The organism is Chroococcidiopsis sp. CCNUC1 (assembly GCF_023546805.1).
Taxonomy (GTDB): Bacteria; Cyanobacteriota; Cyanobacteriia; order Cyanobacteriales; family Chroococcidiopsidaceae; genus Chroococcidiopsis; species Chroococcidiopsis thermalis.
In genome coordinates, this window is record NZ_CP097480.1 from 3863985 (window position 1) to 3877189 (window position 13205).

6 protein-coding genes and 1 pseudogene are annotated in these 13205 nt (G+C 47.0%); 3 read left to right on the forward strand and 4 right to left on the reverse strand.

Features of this window, described 5'->3' with window-relative positions:
- Positions 1–38 precede the first annotated feature (38 nt).
- Positions 39–242 carry a hypothetical protein gene (locus M5J74_RS18035; RefSeq protein WP_250012663.1) on the reverse strand — a complete coding sequence of 68 codons (204 nt, stop codon included), beginning with the start codon at positions 240–242 and terminating at the stop codon, positions 39–41.
- On the opposite strand from M5J74_RS18035, the gene M5J74_RS18040 reads away from it, so the two are divergent.
- The 3 genes and pseudogenes from M5J74_RS18040 to M5J74_RS18055 all read left to right on the forward strand — a co-directional run bounded on the left by M5J74_RS18040 (position 231) and on the right by M5J74_RS18055 (position 5691).
- Positions 231–1931 (forward strand): chemotaxis protein CheB, encoded by a 1701-nt coding sequence (locus M5J74_RS18040; RefSeq protein ID WP_250012664.1) that lies wholly within the window; start codon positions 231–233, stop codon positions 1929–1931. The two genes, M5J74_RS18035 and M5J74_RS18040, sit on opposite strands and share 12 nt — an antisense overlap.
- Positions 1932–1941: 10 nt before the next feature.
- Positions 1942–3819, forward strand: a pseudogene (locus M5J74_RS33505) (CheR family methyltransferase).
- Between the two features lie 543 nt (positions 3820–4362).
- Positions 4363–5691 carry an ATP-binding protein gene (locus M5J74_RS18055; RefSeq protein ID WP_250012666.1) on the forward strand — a complete coding sequence of 443 codons (1329 nt, stop codon included), beginning with the start codon at positions 4363–4365 and terminating at the stop codon, positions 5689–5691.
- A gap of 246 nt (positions 5692–5937) precedes the next feature.
- Here the strand turns inward: M5J74_RS18055 and gltB are convergent, their stop codons facing one another.
- From gltB to M5J74_RS18070, 3 genes are all read right to left on the reverse strand, one after another.
- Positions 5938–10641, reverse strand: coding sequence for a glutamate synthase large subunit (gltB, locus tag M5J74_RS18060; RefSeq protein WP_250012667.1), 4704 nt, complete (start codon positions 10639–10641; stop codon positions 5938–5940).
- A gap of 122 nt (positions 10642–10763) precedes the next feature.
- Positions 10764–12176 (reverse strand): argininosuccinate lyase, encoded by a 1413-nt coding sequence (argH, locus tag M5J74_RS18065; protein ID WP_127022736.1) that lies wholly within the window; start codon positions 12174–12176, stop codon positions 10764–10766.
- Between the two features lie 386 nt (positions 12177–12562).
- The gene (locus M5J74_RS18070) at positions 12563–13072 is read right to left on the reverse strand and encodes a RidA family protein (RefSeq protein WP_250012668.1); all 510 of its coding nucleotides are present in this window, start codon (positions 13070–13072) and stop codon (positions 12563–12565) included.
- Positions 13073–13205 lie beyond the last annotated feature (133 nt).

Here is a 13205-nt window from a genome sequence, read left to right on the forward strand (position 1 = left end):
TCCCGACTCCCGACTCTCTAAAGAATGAAGCTATTAGTTCAATATTCTGTTAGCGTGAACTTAGTTCGATCGCTCCCTTGTCCCCTTGTCCCCCTTGTCCCCCTTGTCCCCCTTGTCCCCCTAATCCCCACTCCCTTCGGTCGTGGGGAAGAGCGAGTTCCCCCTTGTCCCCCTTGTCCCCCTTGTCCCCTTGTCCCCCTTGTCCCTCTTCCCTGCTCCCTAATTAACCAATGCCTGGACACGACATAATTGTAATCGGTGCTTCTGCTGGTGGGGTAGAAGCTCTATCTCAATTGCTGAGCCATTTACCGTCGGATATTCCAGCGGCAATTTTTGTCGTGCTGCACGTTCCCTCTGAAAGTCCCAGTATTCTCCCGAAAATTCTCAATCGGGCGATCGCTAAGCGTCAGCAACAATCTTCACTCAAGGCATTACATCCTGAAGATGGCGAGCCGATCGAATATGGCAAAATTTATGTCGCACCACCCGATCGCCACTTGCTCCTCAAACGCGGCTCGATTTCTCTGGCTCGCGGTCCCAAAGAAAACGGTCATCGCCCTGCGGTAGACCCGCTGTTTCGTTCGGCAGCACGGGCATACGGACAACGGGTTGTGGGTGTAGTGCTGTCGGGGACGCTAGATGACGGGACAGCAGGACTAATGGCAGTGAAGCAACGAGACGGCGTGGCGATCGTTCAAGACCCTGAAGAGGCAATGTATTCGGGAATGCCCCGCAGTGCAATTGAAAATGTAGAAGTCGATCGCATTTTACCTGTGGTAAATATAGCAGCCTCGATCGCAGAGCTAGCTCGCCAACCTGTAGCAACAGAAACAACAGGTGTATCTGATGATATGGAAATGGAGGCTGACATGGCAGAACTAGAGTTAAATGCGATGCAGAACCCCGATCGCCCTGGCAGACCCTCCCCATATGGTTGTCCAGATTGCGGTGGCGTGCTGTGGGAACTGGATGAAGGCAAGCTCGTCCGATTTCGCTGTCGCACGGGTCACGCTTACTCTACAGATAGTTTGCTTGCCGCTCAGTCAGAGTCATTGGAAGACGCACTGTGGAACGCACTGCGGGCATTAGAAGAAAAAGCTGCCCTGACAGAGCGATTGGGAAACCGCGCCCGCGATCGCCAGCAAACTTATTCTGCTAAACGGTTTGGAGAACAAGCGCGAACCGCACATCACCAGGCGGCTTTAGTGCGCCAACTGATCTTGAGAAACGGAAGTAATGGCAGCGACACATCAACAGCGAATGGACAGGTGGTAGGATCGCAGAGTAGTGCAGCCACAGGAGGTACTCCTGAAGCAGAAATGAAACATCCTGCCGTGGAAGACTCCTCCTCGCTGCCTCAGAAAGTTGTAGCGATCTGTGCCTCTGCTGGAGGATTGAATGCTCTGAGCCAAGTTCTATCGGCATTACCAACAGAATTTCCAGCTGCTATTACAGTAGTTCAGCACGTCAGCCCTCACTACCCTAGCATGATGGCAGATATTCTCAGCCGTCGCACAAAAATGCCCGTCGTAGAAGTCCGAGCGGGAGATAATTTGCGATCGGGAGCAGTTTATATTGCGCCGCCAGACCATCACCTACTGGTCAATACAGATGGTAGCCTGTCGTTGACTCATTCAGAACTCGTACATTTTGTCCGTCCTTCAGCAGATTTACTCTTTGAATCGGTAGCCGCTAGTTTTAAACAGCAGGCGATCGCAGTTGTCTTGACGGGTACGGGTAGCGATGGTGCAATGGGAGTCAGGGCAATTGCAGAAATGGGCGGGACTGTAATTGTTCAAGACTACAAAAGTGCTGAATTTGGGGGAATGCCAGAAGCAGCCATTAATACTGGCGTTGTCGATCTGGTTTTACCTTTAAACGAGATTGCCCCTACCTTAGTAAAACTAGTTGCAGTTGAGGTGAAGGGATGAGGGATGAGGAATGACGGATGAGGCTAATGCTGAGTTTGAAGCATTAATTAACTACATTAAACGCAATCGCGGATTTGATTTTACAGGTTACAAGCGTTCTAGTTTGATGCGGCGAGTGCGCAAACGAATGCAGGCACTCGACCTTGAGAACTTCAGCGATTACATGGATCGCCTAGAGGTAGCGCCAGAGGAATTCGTCCTTTTGTTCAACACAATTTTGATCAATGTCACGTCCTTTTTTCGCGATCGCGCTACCTGGGACTACGTGACGACAGAAATTGTGCCTCGAATTACTGCCCGCAAGGAACCTACAGAACCAATTCGGATTTGGAGTGCTGGCTGTGCTTCGGGACAAGAGGCTTACACTTTAGCAATGGTGATGGCTGAAGCAGTGGGAGTCGAGCAGTTGCGTCAGCGCGTCAAAATTTATGCAACAGATGTGGATGAAGAAGCGCTCAACCAAGCCCGCCAAGCTACTTTCAACGAACGAGAGGTGAGTTCCGTTCCGCCGGAAATGTTAGAACTTTATTTTGAGAATTCCAACGGGATTTATACTTTTCGTAAAGACCTCCGCCGTTCGGTAATTTTCGGTCGTCATGACTTGTTACAAGATGCACCTATTTCCCGCATTGATTTGTTGTTATGCCGCAACACGTTGATGTATTTCAATGCTGAAGCTCAATCGAGAATTATTGCCCGCTTTCACTTTGCTTTAAATGATGCTGGCTTCTTATTTTTAGGTAAAGCAGAAATGTTACTCAGTCACGGCGATTCTTTCACGCCAGTCGATTTGAAGCGACGAATTTTCATTAAAGTCCCTAAAGGAAATATGCGCGATCGCTTGTTGCTTATGGGTAACAATCACGTCGATGACGAAGCAAATTAATTAGCTAGCCACGTCCGCATTCGGGATACAGCATTCGACCTCAATTCCACCGCTCAGATCGCGATCGATGTCAATGGACTACTCACATTAGCTAACGAACGCGCCCGCAACTTATTTAACATTCACCCTAGAGATTTGGGTCGTCCCCTGCAAGACCTGGAAATTTCTTACCGCCCTCTAGAACTGCGCTCTCGGATCGAGCAAGCCTATGCCGAACGGCGTGCTATCAGCCAAACAGAGGTAGAGTGGATTTCTGCCTCTGGAGAGACTTTGTATTTTGACGTACAAGTATTGCTCCTGCAAGATATTAACGGGAGAATGCTGGGATGCAGCATTGTTTTTATCGATGTCAGTCGCTCTCGGCGGTTGCAAGAGGAACTAGAACATTCCAATCAAGAATTGGAAATGGCTTATGAGGAATTACAGTCAACCAATGAAGAATTAGAGACAACCAACGAAGAGTTGCAATCTTCTAATGAAGAACTGGAGACAACGAACGAGGAACTGCAATCGACTAATGAAGAATTGGAAACCATGAATGAAGAACTGCAATCTTCCAACGAAGAATTGCAGACAATTAATGAAGAACTGCGATTGCGCAGCGAGGAACTGAATCAAGTCAACGCCTTTCTAGAGTCGATCCTCACCAGTCTTCGCGGTGGAGTGGTAGTCGTGAATCGCGAACTGCAAGTCCAAGTTTGGAATAATAAAGCTGAAGATCTATGGGGCTTGCGCAGTAACGAAGTTGAAGGACAACATTTTTTAAACTTGGATATCGGTCTACCAGTCGGGCAGATGCGACAGCAAATTCGCTCTTGCCTAGCGGGAGAATCTCGCTCTATTGAAGTGTTTCTAGATGCAATCAATCGGCGTGGTAAGGCGATCCAATGTAAAGTCACTCTCACCCCTTTAATGGATTATCGGCAAGGAATTCACGGGGTCATCATGTTGATGGAAGAACAAGGGTCAGTGACCAGTGACTCCTCGATAACTGATAACTGATAACTGTTTATAGCGATTCTCGTTATGATGCGATACATTCGTAGGGGCGCACAGCTGTGCGCCCCTACAGATCTTGTATTTCATCGAATTGAAAAAGGCTATAAATAAAGCTTTTGACTGAGTTATTCTCTTCCTTTCAGTAGGTTTGAGAGAATCACTTTATTAGCTATTTTTTTAGTGAATAGCAGTATAAAAGTGAAAAGAAAATAATGTTGGCTAGCGTACATGCATTCCTTAACTTATATTAATGTTATTGCTGAAATATTGCATTTGCATCAAAACCTTCGCGTTAAAAATAATACCTGATTTCACCAATTCAAGCCAGTCGATTAGTTAAAATTACCAAAAAACAGCAATTTTGACAGAATTTTTTAAAAACCATGTGTATATTGTTGCCCGCTGTTTTATTTCACACCACCGTTAATCTCAAGTCAAATCACTACCTTGTTTCTACCCTTAGAGGGATAGGTTTAGCTCAAAGGTCGATCGCCATACAATATATGGTCAACCCGCTGCTGCAATCTCGATTGGTGGAGGTGTAAAATGGACGCGAGGCTATTTAATCAAAAAATAGAAACCACATATAAACAGGCAGCCCAACTATACAAGCGCACTCAAGTAGCATCGCCAGAGCAACGGGCAGAATTGCTAGAACAATCGCTAGAAGAACTACGGATAACTCTAGAGGAATTGCACGTAGCAGAAGAAGAAATATTAGCCCAAAATCAAGAATTGGCGATCGCTCAGAATCAAATTGAGATCGAGCGCCAGCGTTATCTAGACTTATTCGAGTTTGCTCCCGATGGCTACATTGTGACAGATGCAACGGGAAAAATTCGCGAAGCTAACCGCGCTGCTGCAAAGCTACTCAACGTACCACAGCAATTCTTAGTCGGTAAACCTCTGACTAGCTACGTTCCCTACGACCAACGACAAGTTTTTCGCACTCAGTTGCAAAAAATGTCTCAAATGCAACAGATGCAAGAATGGGAGTTGACAATTTGTCCGCGCCATGCTGTAGCTTTTGATGCTGCCGTGACGGTATCAAGCATGTACAATGCAAGTGGTATTCCTATGGGATGGCGGTGGCTGATCCGAGATATCACTGCCCGCAAACAGGCGGAAGCAACGATTCGCACCATTCAACTGCAAAACTTGCAATTACAAGAAGCCGCAAAGCTGAGAGCGCATTTTTTGGCAATTATGTCTCACGAGCTACGCAGTCCCTTAAATGCGATCGTGGGGTTTTCTCAGTTATTACTGCGTCAGACTCAAAGTGCCTTGCCTCACAACCAAGAAAATATGGTGTCGCGTATCCTTAGTAGTGGAAGGCATTTGTTAGTTTTAATTGAGGATATTCTCGACTTTTCTAAAGTTGAGGCTGGCAAGCTGACTCTAAAATTAGAGCCTTTAAATGTCGTCGATTTAGTTATAGCAACAACAGAAGAAATGCACTGTTTAGCCGAGCAGAAGCATTTGGAGTTACAGAGATCGTTTGCTATTCAATCCTCCATAATTACTAATGACAGCGTTCGCCTGCGGCAAATCTTACTCAATTTGCTATCGAATGCCATCAAGTTTACTGAAGTGGGTAAGGTTGAAGTTAGGGTGTGGGAATTAGGTTCAGACCGGATTGCGATCGCGGTAGAAGATACGGGAATTGGTATTGCTCCAGAAGACTTGCAATCGATTTTTCAACCATTCCGCCAAGGGAACCAAACTCTAACCCGCCAGCATGGAGGTACGGGACTGGGATTAGCAATTACAGATTCCCTAGTCAAGATGATGGGAGGCAAAATTTCAGTTGAAAGTCAACTAGGTGAAGGCACGACATTTTACGTCGAGTTACCCCGTCAGGTTGGACAGCAATAGACATCGGTTAAAATGCACAGTCCTTGGGAGATCCCCCAACCCCCTTCAAAAGGGGGCTATTGGTTCCCCCCTTAACAAGGGGGGCTAGGGGGATCGAGATCTTCAACTTCAAACACAAGGGGGCTATTGGTTCCCCTCTTAACAAGGGGGGCTAGGGGGATCGAGATCTTCAACTTCAAACGCAGAACTTCCACCGACTCTTGTACGGGCGGGTTTTTAAACCCGCCCCTACGACTCCCGACTCCCTTAATTAACAGAACTCAACTCTTTACCCACAACAGCCTCCGGCGTATCAACTTCAGAAGGTGGTACGACTTGCCAGAATTTAGGCAAATATTCCGACCAATTCGCTAGAATAGCTTGCGCTTTTGCAGAGTTTGTGCGTTCGGCGTGCGTTTGAATCAGCTGGCGTAACTGTCGTTCTCCTGCAGGCGAGCTGACTTTTTGCAGCTTGACAATTTCGTGGTTGACTAACTCCGAGAAATTCCCCTCTTCGTCAAGGAAGTAAGCTAATCCACCCGTCATCCCCGCACCGACGTTTCTGCCAACTTTGCCCAAGACGACAATCGTACCACCAGTCATGTACTCGCAACAGTGATCGCCCGCACCCTCAATCACTGCAACGCCTTTGGAGTTACGGACTGCAAAACGCTCGCCTGCAATCCCGTTAGCAAAAAGCACTCCACCCGTCGCCCCATACAAGCAAGTGTTACCGACGATAACGTTATCAGCCGCTGCATAGTTAGCTTCTGGAGGAGGCGTGATGACAATTTCGCCACCATGCATCCCTTTACCTACGTAGTCGTTGGCTTCCCCGACGAGTTTCAAAGTCATTCCCGATAAGTTGAATGCACCGAAACTCTGTCCGATTGCACCCGTAAAGTTAAGGTCGAGTTGTCCTTCAAATCCATCATCGCCATAAAGGGAAGCGATCGCCCCTGCAATTCTTGCGCCTACGGTACGGTCGGTGTTGACGACATTATAGGTTTTGCTAACGGCAGATTGATTTTGAATTGCGGCTTGGATTTCTGGATCGGCAAGAATCTCGTCATCCAGTACGTGTCCGTTGCTGTGGACGCTTTCATGCGACAACCAAGCGCGATCGCTTTTCGTATCGGGTAACTTGGTAATGCAGTCGAGGTTGAGAGTTTGCGTCTTAGTTAAACGCACTTCTTCCCTAACTTTCAGCAAGTCAGCGCGACCGACAATTTCATCGAGAGAACGATATCCCAACCGTGCCAATAAGCTACGTGTTTCTTCCGCGATAAATAAGAAGAAGTTGACAACGTGTTCTGGAATCCCTGGGAAACGCTGGCGCAAGTCTTCCCGTTGGGAAGCAACACCCACAGGACAATTGTTGGTATGGCAGATTCTCGCCATAATACAACCTTCGGCAATCATGGCGATCGAACCGAAGCCGAATTCCTCTGCTCCCATTAACGCACCCATTAGCACATCCCAACCGCTCTTAATTCCGCCATCAACGCGCAGAATTACGCGATCGCGCAGACTGTTTTGCATCAGCGATCGATGTACTTCCGTCAGTCCCAATTCCCACGGCGTACCCGCGTGTTTGATCGAACTTAAGGGTGACGCACCCGTACCACCATCGTGACCGGATATTTGAATGATATCGGCGTTAGCTTTAGCTACCCCCGCCGCGATCGTCCCAATGCCGATTTCTGCGACCAATTTCACCGAAACTTGAGCTTTGGGATTAATTTGGTGCAAGTCAAAAATTAGCTGCGCCAAGTCTTCAATCGAGTAGATATCGTGGTGGGGTGGCGGCGAAATTAAAGTGACTCCTGGTTTAGAACGGCGCAGCATGGCAATGTAGGGGCTGACTTTTTTGCCTGGAAGTTGTCCGCCTTCCCCTGGTTTTGCCCCTTGAGCGATTTTAATTTCGATCTGCTTGGCGTTCATCAGGTATTCTGGTGTCACGCCAAATCGACCGGAAGCAACCTGTTTGATCGCGCTGGATGCTGTGTCGCCATTTTTCAAACCCTTGAGATGCGGTAGCAGCGAGGAACGCCCTTCGCTCACATCTTCTAGAACCTTGAACCGAACTGGATCTTCTCCACCTTCACCAGAGTTAGATTTACCACCAATCCGGTTCATGGCGATCGCCAATACTTCGTGCGCTTCCCGCGATAATGCGCCTAGAGACATGCCACCCGTACAGAAGCGCTTGACAATAGCGCTAGCTGGTTCGACTTCCTCAATCGAGATGGGACTGCGATCGGATTGGAAGTCGAGTAAGTCTCGCAAAGCAGTTAACGGACGGTTTTGCAAGTGTTTTTTGTAAATATTGTAATGATCCTGATTCTCTGGACTAGCAACGGCTTTGTGCAATGCTTTTGCCAGTTCGGGGCTATTCATGTGATATTCGCCCCCTGGACGGTACTGGACGAAACCGAAGTTTTCCAGCTTCTTCACCGTCACTTCTGGGAAGGCGCGAGTATGGAAGGATAGCACTTCGCTTGCCAATTCCTCAACGCTCAAACCGCCCAAACGCGATGTCGTGCCGTAAAATCCAATCGCGAGTAGATCGTGTCCGATGCCGATCGCCTCAAAGATTTGCGCTCCTTGGTAGCTCGATAGCAGCGAGATCCCCATCTTGGAAAGAATCTTCAAAATCCCTGCTTCGACAGCTTTTTGGTAGTTAGCCAGGGCTTGTTGTAATGTCAGACTAGACATCTTACCCCGTTCCATCATCTGCTGGGTCTTCGGGTCGCCATGCCAACTTTCCACTGCAGCTAAGGTGAGATAAGGACATACAGCAGATGCACCGTAGCCAATCAGACAGGCAAAGTGATGGGTACTCCAACATTGTGCCGTATCGACGACTAGCGAAGCTTTCATCCTCATTCCAGCTCCGATCAGGTGGTGGTGTACTGCTCCTACGGCTAGTAGGGGCGGAATATAGCTAGTTTCGGCGCTAATTGGATTGGGCGTGCGATCGCTGAGGATTAAAATTTGCTTGCCAGCTTTGACGGCTGCAACTGCATCAGCCTGTAACTTTTCTACAGCTTTTGCCAATCCTGCGGGACCCGTTGTAATGTCGTATTGCGTCGAAAGCGTGGCGCACTCAAAACCAGATTGGGTAATTGCTTCTAAATCTGCTTGCTGTAATACGGGAGAATTTAACAGCAAGCGTCGGGCATCTTCTGCTTGCGGGTCGAGCAAGTTACCACGAGCGCCCAATTCTACTTTTAATGACATGACTAAGCTTTCCCGCAACGGATCGATCGCGGGGTTAGTCACTTGGGCAAACCGCTGTTTGAAATAGTTGTAAAGCAGGTGCGGCTTGCCTGAAAGGATGGCTAAGGGGATATCATCACCCATACAAAATGTCGGTTCTTTCCCTTCCGCCGCCATCGGCTGAATTGTCATTTCTACGTCTTCGCTGCTAAAACCGAAGGCGATTTGGTGACGCAGGAGAGTTTGTCTGTCGGTGTAGGGGTGAGGAGTGAGGAGTGAGGAGTGAGGGGAAGAACCGTTACCGTTGTCCTGGTTTGCGGTTTCTGTAGGGGCGCACAGCTGTGCGCCCTTACCTAGTTCCACGCGATATTGTTTCAGCCACTCGCCATATGGATGTGCTTTGGCAACACGCTGTTTGACTTCCCAGTTTTTGAGGATGCTACCTTTGTTTAAGTCTAGAGCAATGGTTTGTCCTGGTCCAAGTCTGCCTTTTTCCAGAATTTCGCTTTCTTTGAGATCTACCACTCCAGCTTCGGAAGCAACCACTAGCATTCCATCTTTAGTCACGACATATCGCGCCGGACGCAAGCCGTTGCGGTCTAGCGTAGCTCCTATAGTTTTACCATCGCTGAATACGAGTAAGGCGGGACCATCCCAAGCTTCTTGGATACCGCTGAAGTATTCGTAAAAGTCTACAATTTCAGGATATTGTGCTAGTTCTGGTTGATTTTGGTAAGCTTCGGGAACCATCAACATCAAGGCTTCCGAGGGGCTACGACCGGAACGCACCAGCAATTCAAATACGTTGTCTAAGGTAGCAGAATCGCTATTATCGAGCTGTACGATTGGATTCAAGGCATCCAAATTCCCTTGCCATACAGGGTGGTTCAAGTCAGCTTGTCTCGCCCGCATCCAGTTGATATTACCCAGTAGCGTATTAATTTCGCCGTTATGTCCCAACAAGCGCATCGGTTGGGCGAGGGGCCATTTGGGTAAGGTATTGGTGCTGAAGCGGCGATGATAGACGCAAAAAGCACTTTGATAAGCAGGGTTCGTTAAGTCTTGGTAAAATTCGCCCAAGACCTCAGCGCGTACCATACCTTTATAGACGATGGTACGGCAGGAGAAGGAACAGATATAACAGTGTTCCGACCATTGAAGTTGAGTTTGTTGCGCGATCGCCTTACCAATGCGACGGCGGATAATATAGAGTTGTCGTTCCAGTTCTTCGCCTGTTAGCTCGGAACTGACAATTATTTGCTCGATTTGCGGTTGGTTTTCCCGTGCTTGAATACCTAAAATTTCTGGTTTTACGGGGACGACTCGCCAACCCAAGACTGTTAGTCCAGCAGCAGTAGCAACTTGTTCGATGACTTCTCTAACAGTTTGGGCTTGTTGTGGTTCTTGGGGTAAAAATACCATTCCAATTCCCGTGTTTTCCTGCGGTGGAATGGCAATATTTTGCTCTTTCATCCAAGCATGAAGCAGTTCCCACGGGATAGCGCTTAAAATTCCCGAACCATCACCGGAGTCGTTATCGGCGCTGCATCCACCTCGGTGTTCCAAGCATCCCAGTGCTTTGAGTGCTGCACTTACGATACCGTGGCTGGGAATATTTTGCTGCTGGGCAATCAGTCCAACTCCACACGCATCTCTTTCTTCTACTAGCCATCTAGGTTCCACGTAGGAATTCACTGATTCAATAGTATTTGTATTATGTAGATCTCGATTCATACGCTTGCCATCCATAGACTAGTCCTAAAATGATGTTTTTATTGGTAATGGGTAATGGGTAATTGGTAGTTGGTAGTTGCTTGCTCAGTTCTCTTCTCCCCGACTCCCGTACGGGCGGGTTCCCAAACCCGCCCGTACTACGACTGCTGCATTTTCTCTCGTGCTGTTGCCAATGCTTTTCGTACTTGCTCGAATCCCGTACCTCCGTAACTATTACGGGCAGCAACGACTTGATGAGGAGCGATCGCCTGGTATATATCAGTATCAAATGCTGGATGTAATTCTTGCCATTCTGCTAAAGTTAAATCCTTTAAAAGTTTGCCTGCGGCGATACAGGTTTTAACGACCTTACCTACCAAGTTATAAGCTTCCCGAAATGGTACGCCTTTTGTAGCTAAATAATCGGCGACATCTGTAGCATTAGAAAAGTCTTCTGCTACTGCTTGAGCGAGGCGCGGAGTCCGAAACTCCAATCCTTCAGCAAACAAAATTGTCATTGCTTCCAGACTTGCTCTAACGGTACGAACGGCATCAAATAACGCTTCTTTATCTTCTTGTAAATCCTTATTGTAAGCTAAAGGTAAACCTTTCATCAGTACCAATAATGCCTGTAAATGTCCGCAAACTCTCCCAGTTTTACCCCGTACTAATTCCGGCACGTCAGGGTTTTTCTTTTGCGGCATGATACTAGAACCAGTCGCGCAGCTATCTTTGAGTTTGACAAAACTAAATTCTTCTGATGCCCACAAAATTACTTCTTCAGATAGTCGCGACAAATGCACCATAATGATGCTTGCTGCTGCTAAGAATTCTATGGCAAAATCGCGATCGCTCACTCCATCTAAGCTGTTAGCATAAACTCCATCAAATTCTAATAATTTCGCCGTGTAATGGCGATCGATAGGGAAGGTAGTTCCAGCTAACGCACCGCTACCCAAAGGAGAAATATTCACTCGCTTATAGACATCACCAAGTCTTTCTTTATCCCGTTGCAGCATCTCGAAATATGCTAGCAAATGGTGAGCTAAACTTAGAGGCTGAGCGCGTTGTAAGTGAGTATAGCCAGGAATCAGCGTTTCTATATTCTGTTCTGCTAAATCGAGCAAAACCGTTTGCATTTGCTCAATTTGAGCTTGAATTTCTTGAATTCGGTGACGCAGGTAAAGGCGAATGTCCGTACCGACTTGATCGTTGCGCGATCGCGCTGTATGCAGTTTTTTCCCCGCATCGCCTACAATTTCTGTCAAGCGTCGTTCTACCGCAAAATGCACGTCCTCTGCTTCAATTCCAGGCGTAAACTGTCCGTTACGATATTCTTGGCGAATTTGTTCTAAACCCGATACCAGTTGTTGCGCTTCCTCTTGGGTAATAATACCTGTATGCGCCAGCATTTGAGCATGAGCGATCGAACCTGTCAGGTCGTATTCAATCAGTTCGATGTCAAAGCCAATGCTAGCGTTAAAACGGGCGATCGCGGGATGCAAAGCCGTTTCAAATCGCTGACTCCAAGTTTGGTTGGTTGCTGCTGATTTCGGGAGGTGCGTATTCAACTTTCCTTGACCCTGTGTTACCTAAGTGTGAAGATGTATTGCGATCGTTACAGAATTACCTCTGACTCTAAAAAAAAGCTGTGAATATTTTGTGAATGAACCCTAACATTGTAAATTTTAGATTTGAGACTTTGGATTTTGAAAGGATTATTAGTTAATAGTTTTGTCGTTTCAGTTAATGCATAATTAAAACTGAAAAACTGTATTTTTAAATACAGTTTTTTCCAAACAAGACAGAAAAACTGAAAATTCAGTTTGTAGTTCTTCATAAATATATTTTGCAGTTAACACCTGAAACTGTGTGCTTTGTCACAGACAAGTCACTCTGTAAGAGTATTGAAAGTCAAAAGTTGAAGGTTAAAAGTCAAAAGTTGAAAGTTGAAAAGCTAAGCTAGTACTGCCACAGCATCAACTTCAAATAACATGCGATCGAGTGCTAATCTGGGGACTGGAATGAGAGTTTGAGTGGGTGGGCGATCGCCCCACCTTGCCTCGATCTCTGCTCCTAAATGCTGTAGTTTAGACTCGTCATGGTTAACTACAAGCGTAGTCAGCTTTACCACATGTTCTGGGCGTGCGCCAGCTGCATTCAAAGCAGTGTCTAGATTAGCAAACGCCTGTTTCAGTTGAGTCGCAAAATCATCAACCAGATTGCCCTGTTCATCCTCTCCACCTTGACCAGCAATATAGATAATAGTTGCTCCTGGTGGCGCGATCGCAACATGCGTGTAACCGTTTGGAGAAGGGTCATATAACCCGACTGGATTGATGCGTTGAATTTCTCTATTCATCCTTTTGACTCCGAATAACAGATGAAATACATATGGTTCGTAGGAGCGCACAGAGAAAGCGCCCCTACCATCTGAATTGCGATCGCCAGCAATTTTATTTGGCAAAATCTTTTAAAACCACGTAAATCATGCAATACGAAATCCGTACTTGCCTTCACTTTCTAAAGATATTTCGTTATAAACTAGAGTTTAAAAGACAAAGCCAACTTTGTAAATATTTTTCTTTACTTTCTGCCTC